Source organism: Streptomyces sp. NPDC050161, from assembly GCF_044460025.1.
Classification (GTDB): Bacteria; Actinomycetota; Actinomycetes; order Streptomycetales; family Streptomycetaceae; genus Streptomyces.
Genome location: NZ_JBITJM010000021.1, coordinates 92,449 through 109,996, shown reverse-complemented (window position 1 = coordinate 109,996; position 17,548 = coordinate 92,449). Strand labels below are relative to the sequence as shown.

At 73.2% G+C, this 17,548-nt stretch carries 12 protein-coding genes; all 12 read left to right on the top strand.

The window, feature by feature from the left end; all coding sequences use genetic code 11:
- Positions 1-18 precede the first annotated feature (18 nt).
- On the top strand, positions 19-1,386 hold the full coding sequence (locus ACIBK8_RS28515) for a CpaF family protein (RefSeq protein WP_399044751.1): 1,368 nt from the start codon (positions 19-21) through the stop codon (positions 1,384-1,386).
- Positions 1,383-2,297 (top strand): type II secretion system F family protein, encoded by a 915-nt coding sequence (locus tag ACIBK8_RS28510; RefSeq protein WP_399044750.1) that lies wholly within the window; start codon positions 1,383-1,385, stop codon positions 2,295-2,297. Before ACIBK8_RS28515 ends, ACIBK8_RS28510 begins: the two co-directional genes overlap by 4 nt.
- Positions 2,294-3,181, top strand: coding sequence for a hypothetical protein (locus tag ACIBK8_RS28505; protein ID WP_399044748.1), 888 nt, complete (start codon positions 2,294-2,296; stop codon positions 3,179-3,181). Before ACIBK8_RS28510 ends, ACIBK8_RS28505 begins: the two co-directional genes overlap by 4 nt.
- A gap of 28 nt (positions 3,182-3,209) precedes the next feature.
- Positions 3,210-3,431 carry a hypothetical protein gene (locus ACIBK8_RS28500; RefSeq protein ID WP_399044747.1) on the top strand — a complete coding sequence of 74 codons (222 nt, stop codon included), beginning with the start codon at positions 3,210-3,212 and terminating at the stop codon, positions 3,429-3,431.
- Positions 3,428-3,835, top strand: coding sequence for a TadE/TadG family type IV pilus assembly protein (locus tag ACIBK8_RS28495; RefSeq protein WP_399044745.1), 408 nt, complete (start codon positions 3,428-3,430; stop codon positions 3,833-3,835). The genes ACIBK8_RS28500 and ACIBK8_RS28495 overlap by 4 nt, the downstream gene beginning before the upstream one ends.
- Complete coding sequence (locus ACIBK8_RS28490; RefSeq protein ID WP_399044743.1) at positions 3,835-4,293, top strand: TadE/TadG family type IV pilus assembly protein; 459 nt, start codon at positions 3,835-3,837, stop codon at positions 4,291-4,293. The genes ACIBK8_RS28495 and ACIBK8_RS28490 overlap by 1 nt, the downstream gene beginning before the upstream one ends.
- 2 nt (positions 4,294-4,295) lie before the next feature.
- Positions 4,296-4,748: a TadE/TadG family type IV pilus assembly protein gene (locus ACIBK8_RS28485; RefSeq protein WP_399044742.1), complete on the top strand. Its 453-nt coding sequence runs from the start codon at positions 4,296-4,298 to the stop codon at positions 4,746-4,748.
- Complete coding sequence (locus ACIBK8_RS28480) at positions 4,748-8,074, top strand: hypothetical protein (RefSeq protein WP_399044740.1); 3,327 nt, start codon at positions 4,748-4,750, stop codon at positions 8,072-8,074. The genes ACIBK8_RS28485 and ACIBK8_RS28480 overlap by 1 nt, the downstream gene beginning before the upstream one ends.
- A gap of 3 nt (positions 8,075-8,077) precedes the next feature.
- The gene (locus tag ACIBK8_RS28475; RefSeq protein ID WP_399044738.1) at positions 8,078-8,818 is read left to right on the top strand and encodes a prepilin peptidase; all 741 of its coding nucleotides are present in this window, start codon (positions 8,078-8,080) and stop codon (positions 8,816-8,818) included.
- A gap of 228 nt (positions 8,819-9,046) precedes the next feature.
- Positions 9,047-9,211 (top strand): hypothetical protein, encoded by a 165-nt coding sequence (locus ACIBK8_RS28470; RefSeq protein WP_399044736.1) that lies wholly within the window; start codon positions 9,047-9,049, stop codon positions 9,209-9,211.
- Positions 9,212-9,785: 574 nt separating this feature from the next.
- Positions 9,786-14,156, top strand: coding sequence for a type I polyketide synthase (locus ACIBK8_RS28465; RefSeq protein ID WP_399044735.1), 4,371 nt, complete (start codon positions 9,786-9,788; stop codon positions 14,154-14,156).
- Complete coding sequence (locus tag ACIBK8_RS28460) at positions 14,153-17,467, top strand: amino acid adenylation domain-containing protein (protein ID WP_399044733.1); 3,315 nt, start codon at positions 14,153-14,155, stop codon at positions 17,465-17,467. Before ACIBK8_RS28465 ends, ACIBK8_RS28460 begins: the two co-directional genes overlap by 4 nt.
- Positions 17,468-17,548: the final 81 nt, after the last annotated feature.

Below are 17,548 nucleotides of genomic sequence, written 5' to 3'. Positions count from 1 at the left end.
GCCGCTTCCCCCGCCTCGATGGGCGGAGTTCCGGACGTCGTCGTGGACTACTCGGCGGCCAATGACCTCAAGCGGCAGGTGTCCGAGCGGCTGCGGCACGAGATGCGGTCGAACCCCGACCTGGTGGGCGCAGTCCGGGAACAGCGGGGCCGTGCTCTGATCAATGAGGGTGTCGCGCTGTGGGCGGACGCCAAGGCGATGGAACACGGCGTCGCCGTCTCGCCGGCCGAGGAAGCGGCGTTGGCCGAGTTGGTCTTCGCGCTGCAGTTCCGCGCGGGGCGGCTGCAGCGTTACCTGGACGACAGCCGGGTCGAGAACATCCTGATCAACGGCCATGACCAGGTGTGGCTGGACTTCGGCGACTCCAAGCGGGTGCTCGCCGAGCCCGTCGCTGACTCCGAGGAGGAACTGAAGGAACTCCTGCGGGACTTGGCCCGCAACAGCGGGCAGAGTGAGCGGACGTTGTCGACGGCCGACCCGTTCCTCGCGCTGCGGCTCGCGGACGGGTCACGGCTGCAGGCCATGACGGGTGTGACCGACGACAAGACGTACGTGACGATCCGCCGTCACCGTCTGCGGGGCACCGACCTGCCGGGACTGGTCAAGCTCGGGACGCTCGACGAGCGGCTCCGGCAGTTCCTGGCCGCTGCGGTCAAGGCCGAGCGCAACATCATGGTCGCCGGGGAGCAGGCGGCAGGTAAAACGTTCCTGCTGCGGGCGCTGCTGCGGGAGATCCACCCCGATGAGCGGTTCGGCACCATCGAGACCGAGTTCGAGCTGTGGGCCCACAAGAACGGCTTCCACCGGCAGGTCGTGCCGATGGAGGCGAGGGAATCCAACGGCGAGCGGGTCGACGGCAAGAGCGCCGGGGAGATCACGCTGCTGGATCTTCTGAACCGCGCGCTGCGCATGACGTTGACGCGGGTGGTGGTCGGCGAGGTCCGCGGTCCGGAGATCACCGCGCTGATGCAGGCGCTGACCAGTGGCCGGGGCGGGAACCTGGCGACCCTCCACGCGATCTCCCCCAGCGTGGTCTTCGACCGGATCGCCGAGTTGTATCTGCAGGCCCGCGGCAACTTCTCCGAACAGCTCGCGTACCGGCAGATCGCCAACGGCCTGCATCTGCTGGTGTACGTGTCGATGGACGACCGTACGCACCTGGGCGGGAGGCGGCAGCGGTGGATCTCTCACGTCTGGGAGATCACCGGCCTGGGTCCGGATGGGCGGCCCGCGTACAACGAGCTCTTCGGTCCTGATCCGGGCGGGGAGCTGCGGGCGGTGCCCCGCACTCCCCCGTCGCCGCAGACTCTGCAGCGGCTGGAGCGTGCCGGGTTCCCCGCTCACCTCCTTCACACGAGTGGCTGGACTCCGGAGATGGTGCGATGAGTGCGGTGCTGATGTGGGCGGGCAGTGGCGTCCTGCTCGCGGCCGGCGCGGTCACCGCGGTTCGGGGGCTCGTCGGGACCAGCGGGCCACAGCGCAGCAGCCGTTGGCAACGTGCGCGGGCTGCCTGGAGCGGTGGGCGGGGCCAGGGGGTGCGGGCAGCGCGTCGGCGTGCTCTGGTGGCTGCCGCGGTCGTACTGGGTCTGGGGGCGTGGCTGGTGACGGGGGTGTTTGCCGGCGGGCTGATCGCCGCCGGTGCGATGATCGGTGTTCCGTGGCTGTTGGCTCCGACGGCGTCTGCCGATGCCCGGATCGCGCAGTTGGAGGCGCTGGGCGAGTGGACGCAGCGGCTGGCTGACGGCCTGTGGCTCGGTTTCGGGCTGGAGCAGGCCATGATCGCCTCGCGGAAGAACGCGCCGGAGGCCCTGCACTCGGAGATCACCGAGCTGGCGGACCGGCTGCGCCTGGGGGAACACCCGCGTGAGGCGCTGGAGCACTTCGCCTCGGCGCTCGACGACATCACCGCGGACAAGGTGTGCGCCGCGCTCATTCTCAGCGCGACCGACACCGGGCCGGGGCTTGCCCGCGCCCTGGAGGACCTGGCGAACTCGGTGCGCGAGGAGATCGCCAAGCGCCGGCAGATCGAGTCGGACCGGGCCAAGCCGCGGACCACGGTGCGGTGGATGACCTTCATCAGCCTCGCTGTGTGCCTGGGCGGCTTCCTGGTGCCCTCCTACACGCACCCCTACGGCGCCGTGGCCGGGCAGTTGGTCCTGGCGCTGGTCATCGGAGCGTTCTGCGCGGTGCTGGTGTGGATGCGCAAGCTCGCCAGTCACCGTCCCGTTCCCCGGTTCCTGATCGCGGACCCACGCAGCCGCGTCGCCCAGACGCCGCCTGCCCGGGAGGCAGCATGAATTCCCTGACCGTCATGGTCCTGTCCGGCGCGGTGATGGGCGGTGGCCTGGCGCTGCTGGCCCGGCAGTTCTCGCCCTCCGCTCCGCGGCTCGACAGTGCGCTGCGCCGGCTCAATCCGCCGCCGCCCCGCATCGGGCAGGAGTTCACGCCTCACACCCCGTCGTGGGATGAGGTGTGGGGGCGTTGGCTGGCCGACCGGCTGCCCGGCCGGCTGCCCCGGAGGGATCTGCAGCTGGTCGGGATGAGCGTGGAGCGCTTCGTCTACAGCAAGGCGCTGCTCGCCGTGGTGGGGCTGCTCTTTCCCGCCTTCATCGCCCTGGCGTGGTCACTGATGGGGTTGTCCACCCCGGTGTTCGTCCCCGCGGTCGCCGGTGTCGTGGTCGGTGCGGGCCTGTGGTTCGTGCCCGACTACTCCCTTCGTCAGCAGGCCGCCATGGCCCGGAACGAGTTCGCCTACGCCATGGCCGCGTACACGGACCTGGTCGCGCTGCGCCTGGCGTCCAACGCCGGGCCAACACAGGCCCTGCACGATGCGGCCGGTGTCGGAGCGGGGTGGTCGCTGGTGCGTCTGCGCGAGGCCCTGTTGCGCGCCCGGCTGGAGAAGATCCCGCCGTGGGATGCTCTGGAAGATCTGGGCCAGGAGCTGGCGCTCCCGTATCTCGCTGACTTCGCCGACGTCATGCGCCGGTCCTCCAACGACGGGGCCGCCGTCTACGAGCCGTTGCGGGCCCGTTCCCGGGCCGCCTCCGTCCAACTGCTGGCCGAGCAGTCCGCGCAGGCCAACGCCGACAGCGAAAAGATGACGGCTCCCGGCGCCCTGCTCGCCGCCATCGTGATGTTCGCCATCGCCTTCCCCGCCGCCTTGAACATCCTGGCGATCTGACCACGTCCACGTAAGAGAGAAGGAAGTCATGAGGGACCTTCACCTGAAAGCTGGTGCCACGCTGGCCGTGCTCACCGCATCGCTGCGAAACCGTGTGCAGGAGATCCGTTCCCAGCCGGCCGACCGGGGGGACGGGCCGATCCCCACGGTCATCATCGTGCTGGCCACGATCGCGGGAGCGGCGCTCATCGCCGGCACCCTGGCCGTCGTCTACAGCAAGTACAACGGGAAGCTGCTGAGCGGAAAGTGACGCCCGTACCTGACCGTCTGCGCTGGTCGGAGCGGGGAGATGCGTCGATCCAGATGGCGATCATCTTCCCGGTCTTCATCCTGTTCGTGATCAGCGTCGTCCAGGTCATCATGTGGGGCAACGCGCGGGCTGTGGCGCAGGTGGCGGCACGCGAAGGTGTCGCGGCTGCCCGCGCGTACAAGGCCACTCCGGCGCAGGGTGCGGCGCGTTCGCAGGAGGCGCTGGGGCGGTTGTCGGGCGGGAATCTGCACGGCTACCGGGTCTCCAGCGGCGGCAGCAACGCCGAGCGCGTCCGTATCCGTGTCACGGGCCGGGCGACGTCCCTGTTGCCCGGGATCCCCAACTTCCCCGTTGACGAGCGGGCGTCCGGCACTGTCGAGCGCTGGACCACCCCAGGAAGGTGATGGTGATCGTGTCGCGCCTGGACGCGTGGCGTGAGTCCCGCGACCGCGGGAGCTCCGCCATCGAAGCGGCCATCATCACCCCGCTCCTCGTCGTCCTGTTGTGCCTGTTCGTGGCGGCTTCCCGGCTGGCTGTGGCCGGTCAGCGGGCAGATGCGGCTGCGCAGGATGCGGCGCGCGCCGCGTCCATCAGCCGTAGCGCCGCAACTGCTCCGGGCGCCGCCCGCGCCGCTGCCCACGAGTCCTTGAGCGCCCAGGGCCAGGCGTGCGTTCGCTCCTCTGTGGACGCGGACACCGGCGGCCTTTCGGTGCCGCTGGGGCAGGCCGCGTCGGTCACGGTGACGGTCACCTGCACCGTGCCGCTGGGCGATCTGCTGCTGCCCGGTGCAGGCGGCCCCGGTACGTACACGGTCCGTTCCACCTTCACTTCTGTGGTCGACCGGTTCCGCGAGAGGAGTTGAGGATGCTCGGCTATCTGCGGAGCCTGCCGTGGCGTGAGGACCGGGGCGGCATCGCTGTGTTCGTCGCGATCATCACGATTCCGCTGATCGCGCTCGGTGGTCTGCTCGTGGTCGACGGCCTCGGCCGTCTGCGGGCCGTCGAGCGTGCAGACGCCCTCGCCCTGGAAGCAGCCCGCGCCGGCGCCCAGGGCATCGATGCCGGCCAGGCCGTGACGGGGGCCGCCGTCACGGCCGATCCCCGTGCCGCGGCAGCGGCGGCCCGCACTTACCTGTCACGGTCCGGCGTCGAGGGCACCGTCACCGTCCATGGCGGCACCGACCTGAGCGTGTCCGTCCACGACACCTACTCCACGAAGTTCCTGTCCCTGGTCGGTGTCACCAGCATGCCCGCCGACGGCCATGGCCGGGCTGCCCTGCTGCACGGCGTGACCGTCCCCGAAAGAGACCTCCCTTGATGCTGCCTACGCACCCGCCCACGCCCCGACGCCGCGTTCCTCGCCCCGTCGTGGTGCTGCGTGCCCTCTTCTCTCTCCTGGCCGTGCTCCTTTTGGCCGTTGGGCTGCCGCTGCTGCTGTGGCACGCCACGGTGGCGGCGTTGCCGGCCGGTCTCGACGACCTCACGCACCTGTTCTCCCGGCAGGACACCACCGGGGTCATCCTCCTGCTGCTGGCCGCGATCGGCTGGTCGGGATGGTTCGGCTTCGTGCTGTCCGTCGCGGTGGAGATCCCCGCGCAGCTGCGTGGCCGCGCCGCGGCCCGGCTGCCGGGATTCCGGCTCGGGCAGCGGGCTGCCGCCACGCTCGTGGGCGGAATCCTGGTTCTGCTGCCCACCGGTACCGCGATGGCCTCCCCCGCTCCGGCCGTGGCCGCCACCGCCCAGGCCGGCCCCGGCCAGACCGCGGCATCCCCCGACGCCGGCGGTCAGGCAGCGCGGCAGCAGGCCGGGGAGCAGGAACGTACTGGCGCCGAGGCCGGCCGGCAGGCCGGGGATCCGTCCGGTCAGCGCGCCTACACGGTGAGGGATGTCCGGCCGGCGGAGAGCTTGTGGAGCATCGCCGAGAGCGAGCTCGGCAGCGGCGAGTTGTGGACGTCGATCGCCAAGGCCAACAAGGGCCGGGTGATGGCGGACGGCACCGTCTTCCACGCCGATGCCTTCCTGCGTCCCGGCTGGACCCTGCACCTGCCGGCCCGGCACACCGGCGCGGACGCGGCGCCGCAGGCGGACGGCCCGGCTACGCACACCATCACGGTTGCTCCGGGCCAGACCCTTTCGGGGATCGCCGAGGACGAGCTGGGCGACCAGCGCCGGTATCCGGAGATCTTCGACGCCAACCGCGGCCACGCCGCGCCCGGAGGACACCGCCTGACGGACCCCGATCTGATCTACCCGGGCCAGCACCTGGACATCCCCGCACAGCACGGCCACGACGGGCCGGAGCAGCGCCCGCACACCGGAAGCCCGTCCGGCCCCGGTCCGGCCCGGGACGACGGCACCGCTACCGGGCGTGGGACGCCCGCGGCGCCGGAGACGGAACCGTCCCGTCCGAGCGCGGCGCCGACCCCTGCCCCGAGTGCGAGCAAGGCTCCGGCAACGCCACACAGTACGGGCCAGGAGCGGCACCACGACGGCGGCGAGGCTACGGTGCCACCGTCCGCCGTCCCGTCCCCGGTGTCGCCGAAGCCGTCAGCCGGCAAGAGCTCCCCTGCCGAGCCCGCGTCGGCCGCGCGCGCGGCCGACGCCTCCGGCTCGGAGGTTGATGTGTGGAAGCTCGCGGGCGTGGGCGCGCTGCTGGCCGCCAGTCTTGCCGGCGGGCTGGGCATCAAGCGGGTCCTCCAGCAACGCCGGAGGCGGGCGGGCGAGACCATCGCCATGCCCGAGGACGCCAGCATGCTGGAACAGGAGCTGACCGGGGCGGCGGAGCCCGCCAGCGTTCAGCTCCTCGACACCGCGCTGCGCTCACTGCACCATCACGTCCTGGCCCGCCAGGACGTGGAACTGCCCGAACTGTGCGGGGCCCGCGTCACCGGCCGCACGGTGGAACTGCTCGTCGACGCCCCCGGGGCCACCCCGTTGTGGCCGTTCACCGCCGGATCGCAGGCCGGCACCTGGTCGTTGCGGGAAGACGCGGAACTGCTGGAGGAGGACCAGGCGCGGCGCGTCCCCGCCCCGTGGCCCGGTCTGGTCACCCTCGGCAGTGACCCGGACGGCAACCTGCTGCTGCTCAACCTCCCGCACACGGGCACCGTGCTCCTCGATGGCGAGCCCGATGGCCAGCGCGCCGTGGCCCGCGCCATCGCGATGGAGGCCGCGACCTGCTCGTGGAGTGACCGCACGGAAATCCTCTCCGTGGGGCTGGGCGATGAACTGGCGGGCCTCCTCCCCCAGGGCCGCCTGCGAGCGGTGCCTCATCTGCGGGCCGCGATAAGGGATCTGGGCGAACTCCTGCTGGAGCACCACCAGGCTCCCGCTGACGAGCGTGAGGCGCCGCTGCCCTGGGTGCTGATCTGCGCCGCGGAGGCCAGTGAGGAGGAGGCGTGGGACCTGGCAGAGGCTGTCGCCGCCGCCCGCGGGATGCCCATCGCGCTGGTCCTGCCAGCCGCCCGCGTTGCCGCGTCCTTCCCCGAGGCGGAGATCCTGCACGCCGACGAGCGTGCCGCTCAGCCCTGCGCGGCGCTGGGGGCGCCGGTCATCCTTCAGCACGTCCAGGACCGGGACTACGAGCAGTTCGTCGCGGACCTGAGGATCGCGGACGAGCCGGCCCGCCCGGCGGAGGGGCCCTGGCGCGCCGTGCCCGCTCCCGGAAGTGAACCGCAGGAGGAGCCGGTGAGCGAACTGGTCGCCGGTAGCTCGCCGCCCGCCACGGCATCGGGCGGGACGGTCCCGTTCCGGCTTCTGTCTCCCTCGGAGAACGCCGGTGAGGACCCGGAGGCGGAGGCGGAGGCGGAGAAGCCGGAGGCGGAGGAGCCCAGCCCGCCTGCCGTGGCGCTGGTCAAGGACGAGGAGGACGAGGCGGCGATGAAGGTGGAGGAGCCCGGCGATCCCGATGCGCCGGAGGTGCAGGTCCTGGGGCCGGTCACGGTCACCGGCGTGCAGTCCTCCGGCCACGGTCCCAAGCTCGCGGCTCTCGCCGCGCTCGTCTACTTCAAACCGGGCCGGGGTGCCGAGGCGCTGCGCGAGGCGATGGACCCCAACTCGCCGTGGTCCAAGCCTACTTTGCAGGCCCGGATGTCGGAATTGCGCACCCGTCTGGGGGCCGATGCCGAGGGGGATCTGTACCTGCCGCGCGACCGGCGCAGCGGGTACCGCCTCTCGGACGCCGTGCGCTGCGACTGGTTGCGGTTCCAGCAGTTGGCCAGGCGCGGGCTCTCCCTCGGGCCGGACGAGGGCATCGACGTTCTGGAATCGGCGCTGGCGCTGGTGCGGGGAAGGCCGTTCGGCGGCGGTGATCACGCGTGGGCGGCGCCGCTGGTGCAGGAGATGATCTCGCGCATCGTCGATGTCGCTCACACCATCGCGACGTGGCGGCGCACCGGCCCGCGCCAGGACCTGGATGCTGCCCGCCGGGCTGTCGCCACCGGCCTGGACGCCGACGACACCGCAGAACTCCTCTACCAGGACTGGATGCGGGTGGAGCATGCGGCCGGCAACCGGCCTGGGGTGTACCTCGCGATCGAGACACTGCAGACCATCAACCGCCGCCTGGACGTGACGATGGAGCCGGAGACCGAGGACGTCATCCAGGAACTGCTCGGCGGCGGGGCCGCCGCCAGAGGAATATGACGCATGGATCCGGTACTGATAGGCGTTGCCGCCGTATTCGGCGCGGGATGCGGGCTGTTCGTGCCGCGGGTCGTCTACCGCATGGCAGTGGGGCCGAGCGAGGAATGGCGCCAGGATTGCCCGGACGGACACCCGTTGACGCGGGGCGCGGCTGGGGGGTGGCTCGGCGCCGCGCGGTGCGTTGCTTCGTGCGGGCGGTTCGGGGTGACCAGAGTACGAGCGGGGTTGGTCAGCGCTGCGGTTTGCGCGATCGTGGCGGCAGCAGTCGGCCCTCGGCCCGAGCTCGCGGTGTGGCTGCTGATGGTTCCCGGTTGCGTCGTGCTGGCCTGGGTCGACGGGACGGTACACCGTCTGCCGGATGTCCTGACCCTCCCCCTCGCGGCCGCGGCACTTGTCCTGCTCGGGGTGGCCGCCGCGCTCCCCGGGCACCGTGGTTCGTGGACAACCGCAGCTCTGGGGGCAATGGCCCTGGCGACGGTGTACTTGGTGCTCTTCGTCATCCATCCATCAGGGCTCGGCTTGGGCGACGCCAAGCTCGCGCTCGCCGTCGGGGCGGTCCTGGGGTGGTACGGGTGGGGCATCTTGATCGTCGGCACATTCCTCGCGTTTCTTCTGGGCGCCCTGTACGGCAGCATGCTCTTGCTGCTTGGCCGTGCGACGAGGACGACCCATCTGCCATTTGGCCCGGCGATGCTTTTCGGCGTCCTTGGTGGGCTCGTATTCGGAGCAGGCAGCCTTCATTGAAACCGGCTTGCTGCAAAGGTCCCGATCGTCCCGCCTTCGGCATGCGCGATTGGATCCGGTGCCTTCGGCATGAACGGCGAGACCACCGCTCTTCAAAGCGTCGCTGTCAGCCAAAGTTGATGGACTTCGCTCGGGCCCGTCTCGCAGGCGAGGGCGTCTTGGAGGCTCGGTAGTTCAGCTCCCGAGTCGGTCGGCTACATCTGGCGTGAGGGGCCCGAACTGTACGTCGTGGTCGACGACTACGACCTGGTCGGCAACGGCCGCAACTCCCCGCTCGCCCCACTCGTCGACTACCTCCCCCAGGCCAGAGAACTGGGCTTCCACCTCATCGCCGCACGCCGAGTATCCGGCTTCGGCCACACCGCCCTCACCGAGGACGACTCCGGCATCTGACACCGGCTCCGCCCTGCCACGCACACGGCCGGGCCCCGCGCTCCGCACCTCCGCGGGCACGAGCCCCGGCCGTGTGCGTGGCCGTGGCCTATGCCGGTGACGGCCGTGTACGGGAACAGGGGTCTGTCGGGCGGACGGCGAAGTCGGCGTCCGGCGCGGCGAGCCGCGTCAGCCGTGGTCCACCCGCCTCCCGAGCCCTGTGAAATGCAGGCGAAATGCGGGCGAAATGAACTCCGGGAAACGGCTCGGTGTCGTTGGCGCACCGCGTGGACCGGCGCTCGCCATATGGATAAAACCGCTGGTCACACCCCTATCAGATTCCGCCGGAGCGCACCATACCCGGGGCGAGATGTGGCGTGCGTAACCATCTGTTGACAGCCTGTGGTCGGCGTCGCATACGGTGTGATCACGGCCGCAAGGTGTATGGCACACGTACACGGACCCCTGCGGGAGCGCGTGGGAATCCAGCGCCCGGACGCCGCCGCCGTCGTCGGCGTCACCCTTCTTCTTCTCATCCAACCGGTGAAACACGGCTCACCTCTGTGTGAGCGGTGGTGCATGAGGGAGTTCAGGCATGTCTCAGCGGCTCGACCCACACCGCGGGTGGCACGGCACAGGTACGGCCTCCGGTGAACCAACGGCGGGTGACGTAGGGGGCCTTGAGAGCTGGCTTGTGGAGTGGGTGGCCGAAGCGAGCGGGCGGGCGCGCGGCGAGGTCCGTGCGGACGGGCGGTTCTCCTCCTACGGCCTGGACTCGATGGCGCTCACCCGCCTCGTCGCGGAGGCGTCGCGGCATCTCGGGCGCCCGCTGGCCCCCACCCTCGCGTGGAGCTGCCCGACACCCGCCGCGCTGGCCCGGCATCTGGCCGGTGAGCGGGGTGAGTTGGCCGGGGGCGGTGCGCGGGCCGCCGCGGAGCGCGGACCGGCGGCGGACGAGCCGATCGCCGTGGTGGGGATAGCCGCGCGGTTCCCCGGGGCGCCGGGCGTCGCCGCGTACTGGGACCTGCTGACCGCCGGACGGGACGCGGTCGTCGAGACGCCCCGGGAGCGCTGGGCCGCCGACGACTGGTACGAGCCGGGCGAGCCCGGCCGGATGGCCACCCGGTGGGGCGGATTCCTGGAGGGGATCGCCGACTTCGACCCGCTGTTCTTCGGGATCTCCCCGGCCGAGGCCGTCCAGATGGACCCTCAGCAGCGGCTGGTGATGGAGCTGGCGTGGGAGGCGCTGGAGGACGCGGGCACCGTCCCCGGGAGCCTGCGGGGCCGGGCGGCCGGAGTGTTCGTCGGCGCGATGTGGAGCGAGTACGGCGCGCTGACCGCCGCCGACCCGACGCGGCTGACCGCGCACTCGGCCACCGGCGGCGACACCAGCATCATCTCCGCCCGCGTCTCCTACACGCTCGGTCTCACCGGCCCCAGCCTGACCGTGAACACGGCGTGCTCGTCGTCGCTGGTCGCGCTGCATCAGGCGCGGCGCAGCCTGCTCGCCGGGGAGTGCGACCTCGCCCTCGCGGGCGGCGTCAACCTGCTGTGCGACCCGGCGGGCACCGTGGCGATGTCGCACTTCGGCGCGATGGCGCCGGACGGCCGGTGCAAGGCGTTCGACGCCCGCGCCAACGGCTACGTCCGCGGTGAGGGCGGCGGCCTGGTGGTGCTCAAGCCGCTCTCCCGGGCCCGCGCGGACGGCGACCGGATCTACTGCACCCTCCGCGGCAGCGCCGTCAACAACGACGGCTTCAGCAACGGCCTGACCGCCCCCAGCCCGCAGGCGCAGGAGGCGGTGCTCCGCCGGGCCTGCGCGGACGCCGGGGTCGTACCGGCCGCCGTGCGGTACGTGGAGACGCACGGCACCGGCACCATGCTCGGCGACCCGATCGAGGCCGGGGCGCTGGGTGCCGTCTACGGCGAAGGGCGGCGGGCGGATGCGCCGCTGCTGCTCGGGGCGGTGAAGAGCAACATCGGCCACCTGGAGGCGGCGGCCGGAGTGGCCGGGTTCGTCAAGACGGCGCTGGTGCTGCACCACCGTACGGTCCCGCGCAATCTGCACTTCGAGAGCCCCAACCCGCACATCCCCTTCGACGACCTGCGCCTTGACGTGCCCACGGAGGCGCGGCCCTGGCCCGGCGCCCCGGACGAGGAGGCATGGGCGGGGGTGAGCGGCTTCGGCTTCGGCGGGACCAACTGCCACGTACTGCTGTCCGGAGCGCCGAGGGAGGACGCGGCGAAGGAGGAGGGGGTGGACGCGGACCGGTCGGCTGTTCCCGAGGCGGCGGAGGGCGCGGCGGGCACGGACGTCCCCGCAACCCCCGAAACGGCGCCCGCAGGGCCGGTGTTCGTGTTCGGCGGGCAGGGGTCGCAGTGGCCGCGGATGGCCGTCGAGCTGATGACCGACCCGGCGTTCGCACGGGCGGTGCGCGCCTGCGACCGGGCGCTGGCACCGCACCTCGGCGGGCGGAGCGTCAAGGACCTGCTCACCCTGCGCCGGGAGCCGCTGGACGACACCGGCTCCGTCCAGGCCGCCGTCTTCACCGTGCAGGTCGCGCTCGCCGCGCTCTGGGCGGCCCGCGGCGTGCGCCCGGCGGCGGTGATCGGCCAGAGCATGGGCGAGATCGCGGCGGCCCACGTCAGCGGCGCGCTCGGGCTTGACGACGCGGCGCGCCTGGTCGCCGTCCGCGCCCGGCTCATCGACGAGTTGGCCGGCGACGGCACGATGGCGGTGGTGGGCCTGGACGCCGGGCGGACCCGGGCCGCCCTCGCCCGCCACGGCGACCCCGGCCTCGCGGTCGCGGTGCTCAGCGGGCCCGACCGGACGGTGATATCCGGCGGGCGCACGGCGGTTGACGGCCTGTCGGCGATGCTCGCGGCGGATGACGTGACGGTACGGCCGGTCGACGTGGACTACGCCTCGCACTCGGCGCACATGGATCCGCTGCTCACTCCCCTGCGCAAGGCCCTCGCCGGCCTCGCACCGGGGCCCTCCGTCGTACCGATGTGGTCCACCGTCACCGGGGCACCCGTCGCCGGGGAGGAGCTGGACGCCGACTACTGGTGCCGTAACCTGCGCGAGCCCGTGCGCTTCGGCGACGCCGTCGCGGGCCTGGCGGCACAGGGCCACCGCCGCTTCCTGGACCTCAACCCGCATCCGGTCACCCTGCTGGACACCGAACGGATCCTGGACGGGCGCGGCGAGGCGCTGCCGTCGATGCGCCGGGGCGAACCGGCCCGGAACGTGCTCGCCGCGACGGCCCGCGCGCTCGGACCCGCCCCCGCCCGGCCCGACGCGCCCCATCTGCTCACCCTCTCCGCCCGCGACGAGCAGGCGCTCGCCCAGGCCGCACAGCTGACGGCCGACCGCCTGGCCGAGGCCGCCCCCGGCGAACTGCCCGGCATCTGCCACACCCTCGCCGCCCACCGCGGCCACCATGAGCACCGGCTCGCGCTGGTCACATCCGATGCCCGGCAGGCGGCCGACTCCCTGGCCGCGTACGCCCGGGGCGAGCGCCCGCCCGGCCTGGTGCACGGCCGGGCCCGCGCCGCCACGACCAGGACGGTCTTCGTCTTCCCCGGCCAGGGCGGGCAGCACGCCACGATGGGCCGCGCCCTGTACGCGCAGGAACCGGCGTTCCGCCGCACGGCCCACACCTGCGCCGAGCTGATCCACGCCGAGGGCGGCATCGACCTGCTGCCCTGGCTGCGCGGGGAACAGCCGCTGGACACGGAGGCCATCGCACAGCTCCAGCCGGCCGTGTTCACGGTGAGCGTCGCCCTCGACGCGCTCTGGCGGTCCTGGGGTGTCGAGCCCGCGGCGGTGGTCGGCCACAGCATGGGCGAGGTCGCGGCGGCCTACGCCTGCGGTGCGCTCTCCCTGCCCGACGCCGTGCGCGTGATCTGCCGCCGCAGTGCGGCCCTTGGCCCCCTGACGGGACGGGGCGCCATGCTGCTGGTGGACCTCGGCCCGGAAGCGGCCATCGCCGCGGCGGCGCCGTACGCCCCGAGCGTGGAACTGGCCGCCGCCAACGGGCCGCGCGCCACGGTGCTCACCGGCGTGGCCGACGAAATCGCCGAGGCGGCCCGGAAGTTCGACGCCCAGGGCGTCATGGCGCGCGTCCTCCAGGTCGGTGTCGCCGGGCACAGCCGCCAGTTCGAACCGCTCCTTCCCGACCTGCGGCGTGCGCTGAAATCCCTGACACCAGGGGCGGAGCGGGTGCCCTTCGTGTCGACGGTCACCGGCCGCGTCCACCCCGGCGAGACCCTGGACGCCGGGTACTGGGCGCGGAACCTGCGGGAGCCGGTGCGGTTCGCGGACGCCGTCGACCGGATCGCCGCCGACGGTCCTGCCGTCTTCCTGGAACTGGGCCCGCACCCGGTGCTGGTACCGGCGCTCCAGGACCTGCTCCGCGGGCGTGACTCGGCCGCGGTGGGCACGCTGCGCCGCGACCGGCCGCACCGCGAAACCCTCGCACTGGCCCTGGCGGGACTGCACACCGGCGGCGTCGCCCTCGACTGGGACCGCACCCCGCTCCCGGCGGGACGCCTGACCGCGCTGCCCGCCTACCCCTGGCAGCGCCGCCGCTACTGGATCACCGACCCGCCCCGGCGCGCCGACGAGCCGGTGGCCCTGGCGCCGCTGGCCGACCGCATCGCCGCCGCCTCCCCCGGCGAGGCCGCCGACCTGGTCAGGCAGCACCTGACCAGCCACCTGGCCGCCCTGCTCGACATGGATCCCGCCGAACTGCCCGCCGACGTCCCGCTGCTGGCACTCGGCGCCGGCTCACTGGTCGCGATGCAACTGCGCAACACCCTCCTGGAGGACCTGAACACCGACCTGAAGGTCTCCCGGATCCTCACCGCCCCCTCGCTCAGCGCCCTCGCCCTAGAGGCCGTCGGCGCCGGGTCCGGCGGCGCGCACCACGTCCAGGGCGCCCCCACGGAGGTTCTGCTGTGAACGACCCGACGGACCGGATACTCGCCGCCCTCGTCGCCCGCGGCGGCGACCTCCGCGCCGACGACGGCCGGCTGCGGCTGCGCGGCCCCGACGGCACCCTCACGCCCGAACTGCGCGAGGACGTCGCCGCGCACCGCGACGCGCTGCTCGCCCGGCTCCGCGACCGGCGGGTGCTGCCGCTGTCCGGCATCCAGCGGCGGCTGTGGTTCCTCCAGGAACTCGACGCGAGCGGCACCGGTTACACCTTCAGCTACGTGCACCGGCTCCGCGGGCCGCTGGACCCGGCCGCCCTCGACGCGGCGCTGAACGCGGTACTCGCCGCCCACCCGGGCCTGCGCGCCGGCTTCGACGAACTCGCCGGTCAGCCCGTGCAGTTCCTGGCCGACGCCGCATCCGTCACCACCACCGTGTTCGACCCCGGCCCGGGACAGGAGGGGACGGAGCTGCTGCGCGCGGAGCTGGTACGCCCCTTCGACCTGGCCCGTCCGCCGCTGCTCCGCTCCGCGCTGGTGCGGCTCGGCGACGACGACTGGCTCTGGGGCCTGACGGTGCACCATCTGATCGCCGACGGCTGGACGTACGGCCTGCTGCTGAAGGGGATGTCCGATGCGTACGCGGGCCGGGTGAGCGAACCAGCCGCCGACTACGCCGAGTTCGTCGCCCACGAACGCGCCGTCGAGGACACCCCCGGCCGGACCGCCGCCCTCGACCACTGGGCGAAGACACTCGCCGACGCCACCGCCGACGGCGCCGCCGAACTGCCGGCCGACCACCCGCGCCCACGGCAGCGCGGCTACCGCGGCGCCACCGTCGGCCTCACCCTGCCCGCCGCGACGACCCGGAAGCTGCGCGCGTTGGCCGAAGCGGAGGGCACCACGCTGTTCGCCGCGCTGCTCGCCGTCCACGGTGTGCTGCTCGGCCGGCACACCGGCAGCGACCGTGCGGTCGTCGGCACGCCGTACGCCAACCGGCCGGACGCCCGCTTCCACGAGACGGCCGGCTGCTTCGTGAGCACCCTGGTGCTGCCGGTCGACCTGACCGGCCGGCCGACCTTCCGGCAACTGGTCGCCGACGCGGGACGCACCTGCGCCACGGCCTGGGACCACTGCGACTACGCGTACGAACAGCTGGTGGAACGGCTCGCCCCGCAGCGGGATCCCAGCCGCAACGCGCTGTTCCAGACGTTCCTGGCGCTCCAGGACCTGCCGGGACGGCTCGCACTGCCCCACATCACCGCCGCCCAGGTGCCGTTCGACGCCGGCACCACCCAGTTCGACCTGGAGGTGTACCTCACCCCCGCGTCCGACGGCGCGCTGGAGCTGGAACTGCGCTACCGCACCGACCTGTTCGACCCGGCCACCGCGACGGCCTTCGCCCACCGCTGGCAGCAGCTCGCACAGCGGCTCGCCGACGCTCCGGACCGTGCGACGCCGCGCGTACCGGTCCTGTCCGACGCCGACCGGCGGGCCATCGCCGCCGCCAACGACACAGCCAGGCCCTACCCGCAGGACGCCACCGCCGACGACCTGTTCGCCGCGCAGGCGGCCCGCACCCCGGACCGCACCGCGCTGCGCTGCGGCGACCAGGAGTGGTCGTACCGCCGCCTGGACGCCCGGGTGGACGCACTCGCCGGGCTGCTGCGGGACGGGGGCGGCGCGGGCGGCCGGGTCGGCATCGTGATGCACCGCTCCGCCGACATGGTCGCCGCGGTGCTCGCCTCGCTGCGCGCGGGCGCCGCCTTCGTACCGCTCGCACCTGACCTGCCCGCCGAGCGGATGGCGCAGATGAGCGCCGACTGCGCGCTGACGGCCGCCTGGACCGATCCGGAAACCGCCGGTCTGCTGCCCCCGGGCATCCGGCCGCTGGACGCCACCGCCGACGTTCCGCCACCCGGCCCGGCGCCCGCGCGGGAGCCCCGCGACCCCCGGACGACGGCGGCCTACGTCCTGTACACCTCCGGCTCGACCGGCGTACCCAAGGGCGTCGAGGTACCGCACTCCGCGCTGGTCAACCTGCTGACCAGCATGGGCGAACACCCCGGCATCGGCGCCGACGACGTGCTCGTCGCGGTCACCGCGCTGTTCTTCGACATCTCGCTGCTCGAACTGCTGCTCCCGCTGCTCACCGGCGCCACCCTGGTGGTCGCCACCGACGCCGAGACCCGCGACCCCGACCTCCTCGCCGCCCTGCTGGAGCACCACGACGCCACCGTCGTGCAGGCGACACCCTCGACCTGGCGGATGCTGCTGGACTCGGGCTGGCCCGGCCGCCCCCGGCTGCGCGCCTGGTCCGGCGGGGAGGCGCTCAGCCGCGACCTGGCCGACCGGCTGCTCGGCTGCTGCGCCGAGGTGTGGAACCTCTACGGCCCCACCGAGACGACCATCTGGTCCACCCGTCGGCGGGTTCGGCCCGGCACCGGGCCCGTCCCGATGGGGCGGCCCGTCGCGAACACGACGCTGCACGTCCTCGACCGGAACCTGATGCCCGTCCCGCCGGGCGTACCGGGCGAGTTGTACATCGGCGGCGACGGCCTGGCGCTCGGCTACCTCCACCGGCCCGAGCTGACCGCCGAGCGCTTCGTGACCCTCGACACCGGGGACGGCCCGGCCGAACGCGCCTACCGCACGGGCGATGTGGTGCGGTGGCCGGCCGACGGCGACCCGGTCTTCCTGGGCCGCGCCGACGACCAGCTCAAGGTGCGCGGGCACCGCATCGAGCCGGAGGAGATCGAGCACGCCCTGCGCCGCCACCCGGCCGTCCGCGACGCCGTGGTCGTCCCGGCGGGCGACGAGGTGCTCGTGGCCCACCTGCTGGCCGCCGACCCGGCCGCCCCGCCGGCCGCGGCGGAGCTGACGGCCCATCTGGGCGGGCTGCTGCGCCCCGCCCTCATCCCGCAGCGGTTCCTCTGGCACGCACAACTGCCCCGCACCGCCAACGGCAAGACCGACCGGGGCGCGCTGCGCCGGATGGCGCTCCCGGCGGCCCCGCCCTCCGGAACGGCACAACCCCCGCAGGGCGCCGAGGAGTTGGCCGTCGCGGCGGTGTACGAGGAGGTCCTGGGCAGCACCGGGGTCGGGCGGCTCGACGACTTCTTCCGCCTCGGCGGCCACTCGCTGGCCGCCACCACCGTCCTGTACCGGCTGCGGCAGTCCACCGGCACCCGCGTCCCGCTGCACGTCTTCATGCAGGACGCATCGGTCGCGGCCGTCGCCCGCCACCTCCGGCCCGCCGACGACCTCGAAGCGGCCCTCGCCCTGCTGGATTCCCTCTCCGACGAAGAGGCCGCCGCCCTCCTCACCGACACACCCTGAGCCGCGGGCCGCCCGCCGACGCCGTACGGCACGCCCGCCGCGCCCCCGATCTCCCCCACGCCCCCAACGGCAAGCCCCCAC

What these genes read in the sequence shown, in the direction of transcription:
- ACIBK8_RS28515 (WP_399044751.1), top strand. Translation starts at nt 19, where the DNA reads ATGGGCGGAGTTCCGGACGTCGTCGTGGACTACTCGGCGGCCAATGAC.
- ACIBK8_RS28510 (WP_399044750.1), top strand. Translation starts at nt 1,383, where the DNA reads ATGAGTGCGGTGCTGATGTGGGCGGGCAGTGGCGTCCTGCTCGCGGCC.
- ACIBK8_RS28505 (WP_399044748.1), top strand. Translation starts at nt 2,294, where the DNA reads ATGAATTCCCTGACCGTCATGGTCCTGTCCGGCGCGGTGATGGGCGGT.
- ACIBK8_RS28500 (WP_399044747.1), top strand. Translation starts at nt 3,210, where the DNA reads ATGAGGGACCTTCACCTGAAAGCTGGTGCCACGCTGGCCGTGCTCACC.
- ACIBK8_RS28490 (WP_399044743.1), top strand. Translation starts at nt 3,835, where the DNA reads ATGGTGATCGTGTCGCGCCTGGACGCGTGGCGTGAGTCCCGCGACCGC.
- ACIBK8_RS28485 (WP_399044742.1), top strand. Translation starts at nt 4,296, where the DNA reads ATGCTCGGCTATCTGCGGAGCCTGCCGTGGCGTGAGGACCGGGGCGGC.
- ACIBK8_RS28480 (WP_399044740.1), top strand. Translation starts at nt 4,748, where the DNA reads ATGCTGCCTACGCACCCGCCCACGCCCCGACGCCGCGTTCCTCGCCCC.
- ACIBK8_RS28475 (WP_399044738.1), top strand. Translation starts at nt 8,078, where the DNA reads ATGGATCCGGTACTGATAGGCGTTGCCGCCGTATTCGGCGCGGGATGC.
- ACIBK8_RS28465 (WP_399044735.1), top strand. Translation starts at nt 9,786, where the DNA reads ATGTCTCAGCGGCTCGACCCACACCGCGGGTGGCACGGCACAGGTACG.